Here is a 14443-nt window from a genome sequence, read left to right as displayed (position 1 = left end):
GAGTCAAGGGGTATCGAAGGAACCTTCATGCCGATGAGGAGGGCCATCGGTGCAGAAACAAAAACGCCGCGGGCATGCCGCGGCGTTTTCGTCAAATTCTCAGGAAGAACCCCTACCCTTGCGGTTGCGGTTCCATGCCGCCTTCCGGTTCGGGGCCCTTCTTCTTGCCGCGCGCGGTGCCGCCGGCCTTGGGAACGGCCGAGCCACGGCTGGTCGGCGTATCGTCGCCAAGGTCGCGGGACGGCTTCTTGCCGGCGATCAATTGCTTGATCTCCTCGCCCGACAGCGTCTCGTATTCGAGCAGCCCCTCGGCGATGGCGATCCATTCCTTCTTCTTCTTGGTCAGGATGTTCCTTGCCGCCGTATAGGCTTCGTCGATCAGGCGGCGCACTTCGGCATCGATGATCTGCGCCGTCCCTTCCGAGACATTTTGCGTGCGCGCGACCGAATGGCCGAGGAACACCTCTTCCTGGTTGTCGCCATAGGCGACATGGCCGAGCTTGTCGGAAAAGCCCCAGCGGGTCACCATGGCGCGCGCCAGCTTGGTCGCCTGCTCGATGTCGGAGGAAGCGCCAGACGTGATGTTTTCCTTGCCGAACTTGAACTCCTCGGCCACGCGGCCGCCCATCATGATGGCGAGACGCGAGATCATGTATGTGTAGCTCATCGAGTAGCGGTCGCCTTCCGGCAACTGCATGACCATGCCGAGCGCGCGGCCGCGCGGAATGATCGTCGCCTTGTGCAGCGGGTCGGCGGACGCCACGTTGAGCGCCATCACCGCATGGCCGGCCTCATGATAGGCGGTCAGTTCCTTCTCGGCCGGCGTCATGGCGGAGGAGCGGCGTTCCGCGCCCATCATGATCTTGTCCTTGGCGTCCTCGAACTCGGCCATGGTGACGAGCCGCTTGTTGCGGCGGGCCGCCATCAGCGCGCTTTCGTTGACGAGGTTGGCAAGATCGGCACCCGAGAAGCCCGGCGTACCGCGCGCGATGACCTTGAGGTCGACATTGGGGGCCAGCGGCACGTTGCGCACATGCACTTTCAGGATCTTCTCGCGGCCGACGATGTCGGGGTTCGGCACCACGACCTGACGGTCGAAACGGCCCGGACGCAGCAGCGCGGGATCGAGCACGTCGGGACGGTTGGTGGCCGCGATCAGGATGATCGACTCGTTCGCCTCAAAACCGTCCATCTCGACCAGCAGCTGGTTCAGCGTCTGCTCGCGCTCATCATTGCCGCCGCCAAGACCGGCGCCGCGATGGCGGCCGACCGCGTCGATTTCGTCGATGAAGATGATGCAGGGCGCGTTCTTCTTGGCCTGCTCGAACATGTCGCGGACACGGCTTGCGCCAACGCCGACGAACATTTCAACGAAGTCCGAGCCGGAAATGGTGAAGAACGGCACATTGGCTTCGCCAGCCACCGAGCGCGCCAGCAAGGTCTTGCCGGTGCCGGGAGGGCCGACGAGCAGTACGCCGCGCGGGATCTTGCCGCCGAGCCGCTGGAATTTCTGCGGATCGCGCAGGAACTCCACGATCTCCTCGAGGTCTTCCTTGGCCTCGTCCACGCCGGCAACGTCGCCGAAGGTGATGCGCCCATGCGCTTCCGTCAAAAGCTTGGCCTTCGACTTGCCAAAGCCCATGGCGCGGCCGGAGCCGGACTGCATCTGGCGCATGAAGAATATCCACACGCCGAGGATCAGGATCATCGGCAGCCAGGAGATCAGATAGCCGAACAGCGTGTTGGAGCCGTCCGTCTCGGGCTTCGCGTTGATGGTGACCTGCTTGGTCTCAAGCCGCGATACCAGCGACTGGTCGCCCGGCGAATAGGTCTGGAAGCCGGTAGCGTTGTCGATGTAGCTGCCGCTGATGCGTTCGCCCGCGATAGTCACCGACTTGATGCGCCCAGCATCCACATCTTGAAGGAACTGCGAATAGGGGATGTCGGTCGACGCCCCGCGCGTCTGCGGGGTCTGGAACAGATTGAAGAGCGCGATCAGCAGAACCGCTATAATCGCCCAGAGCGCCAGATTGCGATAATTCGGATTCATCAATTGTCCCGTTGGGATTTCCCGTTGGCACGGCCGGCGGCCGCGCACGCTGCAAGAAGTTGCCCTAACATAGGGAGCGCGCCCGGCCTTGCCAAGCACAACCGCGCGTCTCGGTTAAGCTTTGATGCCCTGCGGATCGGCCCCCTGGTCGGCTTGACGATCCATCAGCGGCGAGGCCGGCAGCGGCGGCGCGCCGACAAGGGCGGCGACTGCTGCGGCAAGCGCGAGATCGAAACCGGGCAGGAAGCGGGCAAAGGGCGCAACGACGGGCGAGATCAGCCCATGCCGGAGGTGGCCGGACGAGGAACCTTGCTCAGCAGAATTGCCGGAAAACACGGGTTCGGCGGCGTGCGCGGCCCGAAAAAGACTGGCCGGAACGTCGTTTTGCCCCGACAGGCCGCTCGACTGCGCGCTGGAGCCGGCAGGCGCGACGATGGACGCGGTAAAGCTGTCGGGCAGTCTGATGCGCCGGCGGCCGTCCCAGACCATGCCGTCAAAAGCCGGCGCGGCCGCCGGCAGGTCGCGTAGCTCGCGGTAAAGGAAGATGCCGGCGCGCCTGACATCGACGACAGCCCGCGACAATGTGGCGCGAAACGGCGTGCCGCCAAACCTCGCCAGAAGTGCTGCCGCACGGGCCTCGTCAGGCGGAAACGAAACCCCGCCCATCGTCGCCAGCAGAACCCGTAGCGCGACGATGGCGGCACTTTCGTCACCCTTTGCAAAAGCGGGATCGAGCCGGACCAGCCCGGCGGCCGGCTGGCTGGCAAAGGCCCGGACCAGCGCGGCAGCGCCCAAGCTGGCTGTTTCGCGCGCGGCGGCCTCGCGGCCGGCAAGGGCGATGGCCTGCGCGAAACCGCGCCCGTCGATCAGTGCCCGGATGCGGGGGCGTTCATATGCCGGGTCCAGATTGGTCGGATCGTCGGCCCAGCCCGTTCCCTCGCCGCGCAGGAAATCGCGCAAGGCGGCGCGGCGCGTGCCGAGCAGCGGCCGCACGATCCACGTCTTCCAATCGTAAAGGGTCGCCGGCGCCATGCCGGCAAGGCCGCGCGCGCCGGTACGGGCGTCGGCCGCCAGGCGCGCTTGGCGCATCAGCACCGTCTCGGCCTGGTCGTCGGCGGTGTGGCCGGCAAGGACGATACCTATTCCTGCATCGCAGGCGGCTCGCGCCAACAGCCGGTAGCGCGCCTCGCGCGCGGCGACGGACACGCCCGAGGACGGCTTGGGGCCAGTCCACGCAACGGTCAGATGGGCGATCCCGCGTTCGGCGCATAGACGGCCAACGGCCTGCGCTTCCGCAGCCGAGCCGGACCGCAAATTGTGGTCGACGGTGACGGCCAGAAGCCGCGCCGATGGCGCATTGCGGTCGAGAAATCGCTTGAGGAGAAGAAGCAGGGCAGTTGAATCGCTGCCGCCGGAAATGGCAACGAGCGCGCCACCGGAAAAGTCGATTGAAGAAAAGAGACTGTCAGGCAAATCTGCGTCGGCAACGGGGTCGGTTTCGGCAGCAGGGCCGGCTTCCGCCCGGGGCGATGTCAGCACGAGGCCAGTGCCCGTTCCTGCTTGATGCGCTCTTTCAGCGCGCCGGAAACATTGGGATAGCGCTTGCCGATTTCGCCGAAGGTGGCGCAGGCGACATCCCGCTGCTTGAGGCCGACAAGCGAAACGCCAAGCTTGAGCAGCATGTCGGGGGCCTTCTTGGCCTTCGGATAGTTCTTGCTGGCGGCGAGGAAGATTTCAGCCGCATCGCGGTATTTCTGCTGGCCGAGCAGCGATTCACCGAGCCAGTAACGCGCATCCGCCGTTTTGGCGTCCTTAGGGAAGCGGCTGATATGGTCGCGGAACCCCTGCTCCGCCGTGCTGTAGTCGCCCGAAAGAATGAACTGATAGGAATTGCGGTAAAGCTCGTCGGCATTGTCGGTGGCCGGAAGCGCGGCAACGACCGCGCCTTGCGACCCGCCGTCCGAAGAACTCGCCGCCGGCCCCGATGCAAAGGGCGTGGTCGACTGGGTGTTGCCGCCCGCATCCACCACATTCCCGTTCTTGTCGACGGTGATCGTCCCGAACGTCTTGGCCGGCGCGCCTGTTGCTCCCGCGCCTGCCGCTGCAGTGCCGCTGCCGGGCACCAGTGTGCCGGGGTCGCCGGTCCCGGAATCGATGATGACGTCTTCGACGCTCTGGCCATCGGCGGGGGGTTGGCCGGCAGCCGGGGGCTGGGCAGCCACCGGCGCCTGGGCGACGCTGGTGTTGCCAGCGCCGGCCTCCGACTTCTTCTGCCCGGCCGGTGCGCCCTGCTCCAACTGCTGCAGGCGGAATTCATTGTCCTCCTGCTGCTTGCGGATCTGCTCCTGCATCTGCAAGACCTGGAAATTGAGTTCCTCGATCTTGCCGTTCATCTGGCGCAGTTGGTTTTCCAGTTCGGTAACCCCCGCGCCGCTGGATTGGGCCATTTGGGCCGGAGCCAGTTGGGTCGGGGCCGTTTTCTTGTCGCTGAATACGCCGGGAAGGTTGATCGTCGGCAGGTGGAAGGAGAACCCGCTTTCCGACGAAGTCGGTTGTCCGATGCCGGCGGCGAAGGCCGCCGTGCCGGACACAAACAGCACTGCCAGCGTGCCGCTCAGGATTGATCTGAAATGCATATGCCTCTCGCCATGAAACCAGTGAACGTTCGCACCGCACCGACCGTCGAGCAAGGCAACTGCATCACAAGGCAACTGCATTACTGGGCCCGCCGTCGTATCCGGCACTTTGGCCTTCTAGCAGGACGCCAGACTTCGGCCAAATTTTGTTTGCGGCTGCCAAACATGAAAAAGGCGGCCCTGCGGCCGCCTTTCCCCGAATATGTGTTGCAAAAATACCGATCAGCTGCCGGCGCCGGCAAGCGTGGTGACGGCGCGGCGGTTCTGCGACCAGCAGGAAATGTCGTCGCAGACGGCCACGGGGCGTTCCTTGCCGTAGGAAATGGTCTTCAGCCGGTTGCCCGCGACACCCTTGGCGACAAGGAAGTCGCGCGTCGCGGCAGCGCGGCGAGCACCGAGCGCGAGGTTGTATTCACGCGTGCCGCGCTCGTCGGCATGACCTTCGACGACGATGCGGTACTGGCCGTATTTGTTCAGCCACTGGGCCTGGCGAGCGAGCGTCTGCTGGGCGTCGGCGCGGATCGAGGTGGAGTCCGTATCGAAGAAGATGCGGTCGCCGATATTGACGGTGAAGTCCTGGGCCGAACCCGGCGACGCGGCACCGGCGCCATTCAGGCCGAGATCGGCAGCGCTGTTGAGGTTTTTCTTGGAAGCGCAACCGGCAATCGCCAGCGAGGCGAAAAGCGCGATCATGACCGGATTTGTTGCTAGTTTCGCGATACGGCGCATGCCGCCTCTCCTTCGTATTCGAGTGAATCTATTGATCGGTCAGTAACCATCTTTGGGTTAACCGCCATTCAACAAACACGGTTAAAATTCGGTTTCGGCTGCCGTCCGCAGCCCTTTGTCCGAGGCCATATTTCACGCGGACCCTAGGCCAAAATACGGCCAAAACGCGACGTAGATGCAAAAAGAGGCCATAAATGGCCTCTTTCTTCGTCGATTCCAAGAATTGCCGCGCTGTTATTCCAGCAAGGGCGACCATGCCGGATCGGATGCAAAGTTCGCGGTCGGGATAGACTGCTCATTGCGGCCGGTCAGGTCCACGGAAACCAGTTTCGGCCCGCCGGCAGAATCGCGGAAGAACATCAGCACGCGGCCATTTGGCGCCCAGGTCGGCCCTTCCTGCTGGAACCCGGAAGAAAGAATGCGCTCGCCCGAGCCGTCGGTGCGCATGACGCCGATCTGAAACTCGCCGGCCGTTTGCTTGGTGAAGGCGATGAGATCGCCGCGCGGCGACCACACAGGGGTCGAGTAGGTGCCGTCGCCAAACGAAATCCGGGTCTGGCCGGACCCGTCCGCGCCCATCACGTAAATCTGCGCGCGCCCGCCCCGATCGGAGGTGAAGACGATTTTCGAACCGTCCGGCGAATAGGAAGGCGAGGTGTCGATGGCCGTCGAATTGGTCAGCCGGGTGGTCGAGCGGCTGCGCAGATCCATGGTGAAGATGTTGGAATTGCCGTCGTCGCGCAGCAGCGACATGATTACCTTCTGGCCGTCTGGCGAAAAGCGGGGGGCGAAGGTCATGCCGGGAAAGTTGCCCACCAGCTCACGCTGGCCCGTTTCTATCTGCAGCAGATAGACGCGGGGCTCGCCTCCCTCATAGGACATATAGGTGATTTCCTGACGGTTCGGCGAGAAACGCGGCGTCAAAACGATCGCCTTGCCATTGGAAAGATAGCGCACATTTGCGCCGTCCTGGTCCATGATGGCGAGGCGTTTTACGCGCGCGTTCTTGGCGCCGGACTCGTCGATGAAGACGATGCGGGTATCGAAATAGCCCTTCTCGCCGGTCAGCCTCTCATAGATAGCGTCGGCGATGATATGGGCGACGCGGCGCGTATTGCTGTCATTGGCAAAGAACTGCTCGCCGGAAAGCTGTTGGCCGGCATAAGTGTCCCACAGCCGGTATTCGGCGCGGATGCGCCCGTCGGCTTCCTTGGTGACGCGGCCGGTGACCAGCGCCTGCGCGTTGATGACCTTCCAGTCGTCGAAGCGGGGGGCAACGTCGGGGTTCGAAATCTTTTCGATGAAGGCAGACTTGTCGATCGGCGCGAACAGGCCGGATCGCTTCAGGTCTGCCGCGATAATGCCGGAAATCTCGGTACCGAGCTTGTCGCCGGCCAGAAAGTCGGTGATGGCGACAGGCAGCGGCTCGATATTGCCCTTGTTGACGTCGATCGTCACCAGCGCATGGGCCGGCACAGTGGCAAGCCCGGCAAGACCGGTGGCGAGGGCGCCTATCATCATCAGCGTAGAAAGCAGCTTCTTCATGCCATAAACCTCTTTTGTCCTTTTGGCGGCGTTCGTCAGAACATGTCGCTCGGATCGAAATTGACCACCACTTCGGCCCAGGTATCGTATTTGTCGGCAGGCAGGTTGAACGGCGCGCATTTCTGCACGGCGCGAACGGCGGATTCGGCCGCCGTCCTGCCGGGTCCGGACGGGGCACCCCCGGCAACGATTTCGGGACGCCCCTGCAGCATGCCCGAGCGGTCCAGTTGGAAGCGCACGGAAACTTTTAGCGTCGAGGCATCGTCCACGCCTGCCGGAATGCTCCAGCAGCCGCCCAGTTTCTGGCGCAGCGCGTCCATCTCGTTTTGCGACAGCTTGGCCCCGCCGGTCGATTTATCGCCGCCAAGCGAAGCCTGCTCGGTCGAGCGCTTGGCGCCGCCGCCGGAAGCCTTCTGCTTGTTCAAAAGCGCGGAAATGGCGTCGGCGTCGAATTCCTTGTCTTTCGATTGCGGCCTTGCCGAAGCTTCCTTGACCGGCTTGTCGGCATTCTTGCGGTCCGGCGCCTTCGCGGTTTCGGCTGGTGCCGGCCGCGGCTGCGGACGCGCGTCCGGTGCGGGCGCCGCGTCAGGCAACTGCACCGTCTCCGTCGGCGGCTCGGCGGCAATGGCCTCGGCCACCGCATCCGGCTTGACCTCGGGCTGCGGCTGCTTCTCGGCCGCCTTTTCCTTGGGTGGCTCCGGCTTCGCCTCAGGCTCCTTGATAGGCACCGGCTTGGGATCGGGCTGCTTGACCGGCTCCGGCTTCACCTCTTCCTTGAGCTGCGGCACCGGCGCCACGTCGGTGGCGGGCACGGGCTTGGGCTCTTCCTTGGGCTTGGGAACGTCCTCGGTCTTGACCGGCTCTTTCGATTCCGGTGCGGGCTTCGGGGCGGCAGCCTCTTCCACCGGCTTCGGCTTGGCCTCCGGCGTCACCGGCTTGTCGGTATCGACGCTGTTTTCGCCAACCTTCTGGGCATCGGCGACCACGTCGGGCCGCTCGGTCGGCGTCGGCGCGGGCTTGTCGTGCATGGTCGCCTTCTTGTCGCCCTGCTGGATCTGGGTGATTTCCGAAAGCGGAACGATGTCGACCGGCATCGATTCGATGTCGGTCACTTCCAGCGCAGAAGGCGCCGACAGCGAAAACAGCCCGAAGGCGAGCACCGCCGCGTGCAAGATCACCGATGTGGTGAGACCCGCCTTCAAGATTACTGATCCTGTTCCTGCAAGGTGACGAGGCCGATATTCTTGTAACCGGCGGCCGAAATGCGGGCCATCACCTTCATGACGGTGCCATAGTCGGCGGTCTTGTCGCCGCGCACGAAGATGCGCTCCTCATAGCCTGTCTTGGAGATGGCCTGCAGCTTGGCCACCACCTCCTCGATAGGGATTTCGGTTTCTTGCAGATAGACCTTGCCGGTATCGTTGATCGAAACGGTGATCGGCTGCGTATCGGCGTTCATCGACTTCGCCTGCGTGTCCGGCAGGTCGATCGGCACGCCAACGGTCAGGAGCGGCGCGGCCACCATGAAGATGATGAGCAGCACCAGCATCACGTCGACCATCGGCGTGACGTTGATCTCGGAGATCACGCCGTGTTGGCGACGCCGCCTGCCACCGCGTCCGCCTCGGCCTGAGCCACCGGAGCCCATAGACATTCCCATGATCGGTCCTAAACTTTCTGCGCTACTTTTTCATCGATTTGGCGCGAGAGTATGGCGGAGAACTCGTCGGCAAACCCTTCCATCTTCACGGCGATCTTGTTCGCGTCCGATGACAGCTTGTTGTAGGCGATGACGGCGGGAATGGCGGCGAGCAGGCCGATGGCGGTGGCCAGCAGTGCCTCGGCGATACCGGGAGCCACCACCGAAAGGCTGGTGTTTTTCGACGCCGCGATCGCCTGGAACGAGGTCATGATGCCGATGACCGTGCCGAACAGGCCGATGAAGGGCGCGGCAGATCCGGTGGTGGCGAGGAAGCCGAGCCGGCCCTCCAGCGTCTCCATTTCGCGGGTCAGGGCCAGGTCCATCGCCTTGTCGATGCGGTTTTGCAAGCCGAGCGGCGACTTTGCGCCCTTCTCGAAGCTCTTCTTCCACTCGCGCATGGCGGCCACGAAAATCGCGCCCATGCCGGTCGTCTTGCGGTCGGCCAGCGTGCGGTAAAGTTCTTCCAGCGACTGCCCCGACCAGAAAATCTGCTCGAAACGGTTGAGCGAGACCCGCATGCGCCCGTACGAAACCAGCTTGTCGACGATGATCGCCCAACTCCATACCGAAGCCACGATCAGGCCCAGCATGACCAGCTTGACCACCCAACCGGCCTGTATGAACAGTGCCCAAATCGACAAGTGCGCGCCCGGTTCGGCGAGAGCGATATTTTCCATTCCTGAGGTCCTTAAAAGATTTTCCGGGCGTGGCTTGCGGCTGGCCCCTGCGCATTCCTAGTTGTTCCGTTCGCCCGTTATCCGCGTACGGCCTCGAGAAATGCGGCGTCCGCGGCCTTTTCAGGGCAAATCTTGGTGAAAGGAAGGCGCTCGGTCCCTTCCATTTTCACCAATCTTTTCATGAACTGTTATGGTTAAGGATCGGTTAGGAGCCGAATGACGCATAAGATGGCGCTTAGATAGGCAACGGCGCGGTTTGCCGAGATGCTCGCGCCCGCGCCTATTTCCGCATGAAGGCCGCGATCCATTCCTTGGGAAAGCGCCGTGGCTTGCCATTCTCGCCGATGATGGCAGCCTGGACGCTCGCTTCGACCAGCAACTCGTCGCCGCGCTTCAATTGCTGGGCCATGACGATGCGCGCACCGGAAATCTCGTCAGCGCGGGTTTCGACGGTGAGAATGTCGTCGATGCGCGCCGGCGCACGAAAGTCGATCTCCATGCGCCGCACCACCCAGACGATCCTTTCGCCGTGCTTGCCGTCAGCCAGTTCCGTGTGATGCACGCCGGCCAGCCGCAGGAAATCCGAGCGGCCGCGCTCGAGGAATTCGAGATAGCGCGCATGGTAGACGACGCCGGAAAAATCGGTGTCGGCATAATAGACCCGCGCCAGAAGCCGGTGGCCGAAATCCGTCAGAACGCCCGAAAGGCCGGCTGCGAGCGCTTTTGCCGATTCACCATGATCGTCCATAACGCTTTCCTTTTCGCTGCCGAAGGGGCAGGCCCTAGCTCAATCGAATGCGATGGCCCCAACGCGATGACATTGTTGATGGCGACGATCAAGACCCTGATAATGGCATTGGCGCTCGGCCTGATGATGGCGCTGCCGTCTCAAGCCGCGAGCTTCGCCATGCAGCGGGGCCTCAATCTCGACCCATGGACGACATGGGCCGGCGAAGACCAGTGGGCCGATCCCGCCGTGATCCTGCCCTTTCCCGAGTGGCGCAAGTCTCTCGGCGATGCCGATTTCAGGGCGCTGAAGGATGCGGGCTTCGACTTCCTGCGCATGCCGGTCGACCCCGCGCCCTTCCTGTTGGACAAGACGGCGGCACTACGCAAAAATCTCTATGCCAGCGTGCTGGATTCGGTCCGGCTCATCAACCGCGCCGGGCTGAACGTGGTGGTCGACCTGCATTTGACGCCGTCCGGCGGCAATGGAACCGTCGGCATGGACGAGGTGATGGCCGATCCGGCCCTGTTCGAGCGCTATCTGGAGATTGTCCGCACCATGGCGCGCACGCTTGCCGGCGAAGACCCGGGCAAGGTCGCGTTCGAGCCGATGAACGAGCCGGTCGTGGATTGCGACGGCACGAATGTCTGGCCGCAGCGACTGAAGCACCTGTTCGCCGCCGCGCGGTCCTCGGCGACGCGGTTGACGCTGGTGCTGAGCGGTGGCTGCTATTCGAATGCCGAAAGCCTGGCCGCGATCGACCCGAAGATCATTCCCGACGACAACGTCATCTGGACGTTCCATTCCTACCAGCCCTTCCTGCTCACCCATCAGGGCGCGACCTGGGCTGGCGACTTCATCCGCTATGTCACCGGCCTGCCCTACCCGCTGACGGCTGTCTCCCATGCCGAACTGGAAAGCACGCTCGACGCCATCCGGCGGAAGATAAAGACCGAAGCGCCATTGGCGCGCCGTGCCGGCCTACTCGCCTATCTCGATGAACAGGTCGCCGACATCGACACCGGGCAGAAGCTGCGCGCCGAAATGGAAGCGCCGTTCAGGCAGGCCGAAGCCTGGGCCAAGGCCAACGGCGTCAAGCCGCAAGACGTCACGCTGGGCGAGTTCGGCATGATCCGGCAGGAATATGGCAACCCGCATGTCGTGCCCGGCAAATACCGTGCCGCCTATGCGCGCGACATGATCGCATTGGCGGAGAAGCGCGGCTTTTCATGGTCGATCTGGGGCTATGGTGGAGCCTTCGGCATCGTCGACGCCTTCGACGGGGAAAAAGCCGAACCGGAGATGATGGAGATGATGCGGGAATTGGCGAAGTAGGTACCCGACGCATAGCTCATCCCGCCAAGGGGAGCAAAAGCATCGGCCCTCTCACTCCTCCTGGAACAAATTGATCTGCTGCTGCGCCAGATCCTTCGGCGCATCGAGGCCGAGATGCCGCCAGGCATTGGCCGTCAAAACGCGCCCGCGCGGCGTGCGCTGAATAAAACCCTGCTGGATCAGATAAGGCTCGATGATGTCCTCGATGGCGTCGCGGGGTTCGGAAAGGCCCGCAGCAATCGTTTCGATACCGACCGGCCCGCCGCCGAAATTTTGCGCGATCATCGACAAATAGCGCCGGTCGAGCGAATCGAGGCCGAGCGTGTCAACTTCCAGCCTCGTCAGCGCCTCGTCGGCGATCCGGCGGTCGACATGGCCGTCGCCCGCAACGGAAGCGAAGTCGCGCACGCGGCGCAACAGCCGTCCGGCGATGCGCGGCGTGCCGCGCGCGCGCCGCGCGATCTCCAGCGCGCCGTCATCGCCGAGCGGCATGCCCAAAATGCGCGCGCCGCGCCGCACGATCAGATCCAGTTCCTCGACGGAATAGAAATTAAGCCGCACCGGGATGCCGAAGCGGTCGCGCAGCGGGTTGGTCAAAAGGCCAAGCCGCGTGGTGGCGGCGACCAGCGTGAACTTGGCAAGGTCGATTTTCACCGAGCGCGCGGCCGGCCCCTCGCCGATGATCAGGTCAAGCTGGAAATCCTCCATCGCCGGATAGAGGATTTCCTCGACAGCCGGCGACAGCCGGTGGATCTCGTCGATGAACAGCACGTCGCCGTCCTCGAGATTGGTGAGAAGGGCCGCCAGATCGCCCGCCTTGGCGATGACCGGGCCGGAGGTCGAGCGGAAATTGACGCCGAGTTCCCGCGCCATGATCTGCGCCAGCGTCGTCTTGCCAAGACCGGGCGGTCCGACGAACAGCACATGGTCGAGCGCCTCGCCGCGCCCCTTGGCCGCCTCGATGAACACTTTCAGATTGGCGCGCGCCGCCGCCTGCCCGACGAAATCGTCCAGCGTTTGCGGGCGTAGCGTCTGTTCGGCGTCTTCGCCGCGCTTTTCCGGTGTGATCAGGCGTGGAGAAAGGCTCATCGGCCCGTCCTGCCATGCGCAAGCCCCTCAAGCAAGCAACAGCTCACCGCGCCAGTTCCTTCAGCCCAAAACGGATGAGCCTGGCCGAATCCGCGTCCTCGCCTGCGGTCTTGAGTGCGGCGGCAACGGCATTGGCGGCGGTGTCGCGCGAATAACCGAGATTGACCAGCGCCGATACGGCATCAGCGATCGGCGCAGGCGCGACGCCCTCGCCCAGTTCCTGCTTCAGCCCGATGGTGCCGGATGCCGAACCGGCATAGGCCGGGGCCTTGTTCTTCAATTCGGTGACGATGCGCTCGGCCACCTTCTTGCCGACGCCGGGCGCGCGCGAAACCATGGCGATGTCGCGCAGCGCAATCGCGTTGGCGAGGTCGGCCGGCGACAGCGTCGACAGGATGGCGAGCGCTACTTTCGCGCCGACGCCTTGCACATTGCCCATCAGCAGCCGGAACCAGTCACGTTCGAGCGCCGACTGGAAGCCGTAGAGCCGGATCATGTCCTCGCGCACATAGGTTTCGATGAACAGCACCACGGCCTCGCCGGGCGAAGGCAGCGCAGCCAGCGTGCGCGTCGAGCAGAACGCCGCATAGCCGACGCCATGCACGTCGACGATGCAGTGGTCCTCGTCGATCTCGTCCAGTGTGCCCTTGAGCTTGCCGATCATTTACTCGTTCTCCAGGGCGTAGGTCTCGGGACTCAATATGTTGAGGCCGGGGAAATAGGAGCGGTATCGGCCCGCATCCCGCGTCAACAGACGATGCCCCGCGACCATGGCATGCGCGCCGATGAGAAAGTCCGGCAGGGTTCTTTCCCGCTTTCCGCCACGCAGGCGGTACTGCGTGTGCGCCGTTCCAGCCGAAAAAGCGGCATCGAAAGGAAAGTCCTCGCGAAGCGGCCGAAGCCAGGCGAAGATACGCGACAGCGCCTCCTCGCCGAGGGAAGGTCTCGACAGTTCGGCCCAGACGATTGCGCTGAAGACGATTGGTCCTTCACCCAGCGTGTGCTTCAGCGCGGCCAACGACCAGCGCCGTGTTGCCAGTTCCACCGGGCCGAGAATGTCGATCAGGACATTGGTGTCAACGAGGGTCGAGATCTTCACGAGGTCCCCGCAGCCAGTCTACATAGGCCTTTCCGTCCATGCCCATCGTGTCGAATGTGCCGGCGATACTCGCAGCCCATTCATCGAAGCTCTGCTCCCCCGCTTCGGGTGCAGCCTCTCGCCTTTCCAGCAAAATGACGGCATCGCGCTCCACGAACTCGACTTCGGAGCCGGGGCCAATGCCCAGGCGATCACGAATTTCCTTCGGGATCGTAACCTGACCTTTTGTCGTGACGCGCATGGTAATACCTCTCCGGTATTACTTACTGCGCCAAGCAGAACAAGTCAAGAACAGGCGCGCCGAACCGGTATATGTGCAACCCTTTCGCGCTACCCGACCAGCGCCAGCCGATACGCCACGCTTTGCCGATGATGGGCGTGGCAGATAGCGATGGCGAGCGCGTCGGCGGCGTGTTCGCTGTCGAAAGTGGCCTTGGGCAGCAGCACCTTGACCATCATGTGGATCTGCTTCTTGTCGCCATGGCCGACGCCGATCACCGTTTTCTTGACGGCGTTGGGCGCGTATTCGGCGACCACCAGTCCGGCGCGCGCCGGAACCAGCATGGCAATGCCGCGCGCCTGGCCGAGCTTCAGCGTGGCGACCGCATCCTTGTTGACAAAAGTCTGCTCCACCGCCGCCTCGTGCGGCATCGCCGCGTGCAGCACGTCGACCAGCCCGTCATGCAATTGGCAAAGCCGGTAGGCCAATGCCGCCTTGTCGTCGGACTTGATGGTGCCGGAGGCGACGAAGCGCAGCGAATTGCCGAGGCTCTCGACGATGCCCCAGCCGGTGCGGCGAAGCCCCGGATCGATACCAATGATGCGAATCGCTTCCGCCATGAGCAAAGTCTACC

Annotated in this window: 15 protein-coding genes; 1 reads left to right on the top strand and 14 read right to left on the bottom strand. The window is 63.5% G+C overall.

Features of this window, described 5'->3' with window-relative positions:
* Window positions 1-112: 112 nt before the first annotated feature.
* From ftsH to ybgC, 9 genes are all read right to left on the bottom strand, one after another.
* Window positions 113-2050 (bottom strand): ATP-dependent zinc metalloprotease FtsH, encoded by a 1938-nt coding sequence (ftsH, locus tag ACX3P1_RS09800; RefSeq protein ID WP_459079381.1) that lies wholly within the window; start codon window positions 2048-2050, stop codon window positions 113-115.
* A gap of 114 nt (window positions 2051-2164) precedes the next feature.
* Window positions 2165-3589, bottom strand: a complete 1425-nt coding sequence (gene tilS / locus ACX3P1_RS09795) for a tRNA lysidine(34) synthetase TilS (protein ID WP_459079380.1) — start codon at window positions 3587-3589, stop codon at window positions 2165-2167.
* Window positions 3583-4686, bottom strand: a complete 1104-nt coding sequence (gene ybgF / locus ACX3P1_RS09790) for a tol-pal system protein YbgF (protein WP_459079379.1) — start codon at window positions 4684-4686, stop codon at window positions 3583-3585. Before ybgF ends, tilS begins: the two co-directional genes overlap by 7 nt.
* Before the next feature lie 222 nt (window positions 4687-4908).
* Window positions 4909-5415 (bottom strand): peptidoglycan-associated lipoprotein Pal, encoded by a 507-nt coding sequence (gene pal / locus ACX3P1_RS09785; protein ID WP_459079378.1) that lies wholly within the window; start codon window positions 5413-5415, stop codon window positions 4909-4911.
* 234 nt (window positions 5416-5649) lie between these two features.
* Window positions 5650-6960 carry a Tol-Pal system beta propeller repeat protein TolB gene (gene tolB, locus ACX3P1_RS09780; protein ID WP_459079377.1) on the bottom strand — a complete coding sequence of 437 codons (1311 nt, stop codon included), beginning with the start codon at window positions 6958-6960 and terminating at the stop codon, window positions 5650-5652.
* Window positions 6961-6995: 35 nt separating this feature from the next.
* The gene (locus tag ACX3P1_RS09775; RefSeq protein WP_459079376.1) at window positions 6996-8162 is read right to left on the bottom strand and encodes a hypothetical protein; all 1167 of its coding nucleotides are present in this window, start codon (window positions 8160-8162) and stop codon (window positions 6996-6998) included.
* Window positions 8163-8164: 2 nt separating this feature from the next.
* Window positions 8165-8620, bottom strand: coding sequence for a protein TolR (gene tolR / locus ACX3P1_RS09770; protein ID WP_459079375.1), 456 nt, complete (start codon window positions 8618-8620; stop codon window positions 8165-8167).
* Between the two features lie 8 nt (window positions 8621-8628).
* Window positions 8629-9339, bottom strand: a complete 711-nt coding sequence (gene tolQ, locus ACX3P1_RS09765) for a protein TolQ (protein WP_459079374.1) — start codon at window positions 9337-9339, stop codon at window positions 8629-8631.
* Window positions 9340-9619: 280 nt separating this feature from the next.
* Entirely contained in the window at window positions 9620-10087 is a 468-nt protein-coding gene (gene ybgC / locus ACX3P1_RS09760) for a tol-pal system-associated acyl-CoA thioesterase (protein ID WP_459079373.1), read from the bottom strand.
* 66 nt (window positions 10088-10153) lie between these two features.
* Here ybgC and ACX3P1_RS09755 point away from each other — a divergent pair, with 66 nt between their 5' ends.
* Complete coding sequence (locus ACX3P1_RS09755; protein WP_459079372.1) at window positions 10154-11401, top strand: glycoside hydrolase family 5 protein; 1248 nt, start codon at window positions 10154-10156, stop codon at window positions 11399-11401.
* Window positions 11402-11452: 51 nt separating this feature from the next.
* Here ACX3P1_RS09755 and ruvB read toward each other — a convergent pair whose 3' ends face one another.
* The 5 genes from ruvB to ruvC form a co-directional block, all read right to left on the bottom strand.
* Window positions 11453-12490 (bottom strand): Holliday junction branch migration DNA helicase RuvB, encoded by a 1038-nt coding sequence (ruvB, locus tag ACX3P1_RS09750; RefSeq protein ID WP_459079371.1) that lies wholly within the window; start codon window positions 12488-12490, stop codon window positions 11453-11455.
* 43 nt (window positions 12491-12533) lie between these two features.
* Window positions 12534-13154 (bottom strand): Holliday junction branch migration protein RuvA, encoded by a 621-nt coding sequence (gene ruvA / locus ACX3P1_RS09745; RefSeq protein WP_459079370.1) that lies wholly within the window; start codon window positions 13152-13154, stop codon window positions 12534-12536.
* The gene (locus ACX3P1_RS09740; protein ID WP_459079369.1) at window positions 13155-13589 is read right to left on the bottom strand and encodes a type II toxin-antitoxin system VapC family toxin; all 435 of its coding nucleotides are present in this window, start codon (window positions 13587-13589) and stop codon (window positions 13155-13157) included.
* Complete coding sequence (locus ACX3P1_RS09735; RefSeq protein WP_459079368.1) at window positions 13567-13830, bottom strand: AbrB/MazE/SpoVT family DNA-binding domain-containing protein; 264 nt, start codon at window positions 13828-13830, stop codon at window positions 13567-13569. Before ACX3P1_RS09735 ends, ACX3P1_RS09740 begins: the two co-directional genes overlap by 23 nt.
* Before the next feature lie 89 nt (window positions 13831-13919).
* Complete coding sequence (gene ruvC / locus ACX3P1_RS09730; RefSeq protein ID WP_459079367.1) at window positions 13920-14429, bottom strand: crossover junction endodeoxyribonuclease RuvC; 510 nt, start codon at window positions 14427-14429, stop codon at window positions 13920-13922.
* Between the last annotated feature and the right edge of the window lie 14 nt (window positions 14430-14443).

It is taken from the genome of Mesorhizobium sp. A623 (assembly GCF_054489405.1).
Note: the sequence above shows the minus strand (reverse complement) of the source record. Positions and strands in the feature narration are given on the sequence as shown.

Excerpts from the sequence above, each read along its gene's own strand:
- ftsH (WP_459079381.1), bottom strand. The coding sequence starts at position 2,050 with ATGAATCCGAATTATCGCAATCTGGCGCTCTGGGCGATTATAGCGGTT.
- ybgF (WP_459079379.1), bottom strand. The coding sequence starts at position 4,686 with ATGCATTTCAGATCAATCCTGAGCGGCACGCTGGCAGTGCTGTTTGTG.
- pal (WP_459079378.1), bottom strand. The coding sequence starts at position 5,415 with ATGCGCCGTATCGCGAAACTAGCAACAAATCCGGTCATGATCGCGCTT.
- tolB (WP_459079377.1), bottom strand. The coding sequence starts at position 6,960 with ATGAAGAAGCTGCTTTCTACGCTGATGATGATAGGCGCCCTCGCCACC.
- tolR (WP_459079375.1), bottom strand. The coding sequence starts at position 8,620 with ATGGGAATGTCTATGGGCTCCGGTGGCTCAGGCCGAGGCGGACGCGGT.
- tolQ (WP_459079374.1), bottom strand. The coding sequence starts at position 9,339 with ATGGAAAATATCGCTCTCGCCGAACCGGGCGCGCACTTGTCGATTTGG.
- ybgC (WP_459079373.1), bottom strand. The coding sequence starts at position 10,087 with ATGGACGATCATGGTGAATCGGCAAAAGCGCTCGCAGCCGGCCTTTCG.
- ACX3P1_RS09755 (WP_459079372.1), top strand. The coding sequence starts at position 10,154 with ATGACATTGTTGATGGCGACGATCAAGACCCTGATAATGGCATTGGCG.
- ruvB (WP_459079371.1), bottom strand. The coding sequence starts at position 12,490 with ATGAGCCTTTCTCCACGCCTGATCACACCGGAAAAGCGCGGCGAAGAC.
- ruvA (WP_459079370.1), bottom strand. The coding sequence starts at position 13,154 with ATGATCGGCAAGCTCAAGGGCACACTGGACGAGATCGACGAGGACCAC.
- ACX3P1_RS09735 (WP_459079368.1), bottom strand. The coding sequence starts at position 13,830 with ATGCGCGTCACGACAAAAGGTCAGGTTACGATCCCGAAGGAAATTCGT.
- ruvC (WP_459079367.1), bottom strand. The coding sequence starts at position 14,429 with ATGGCGGAAGCGATTCGCATCATTGGTATCGATCCGGGGCTTCGCCGC.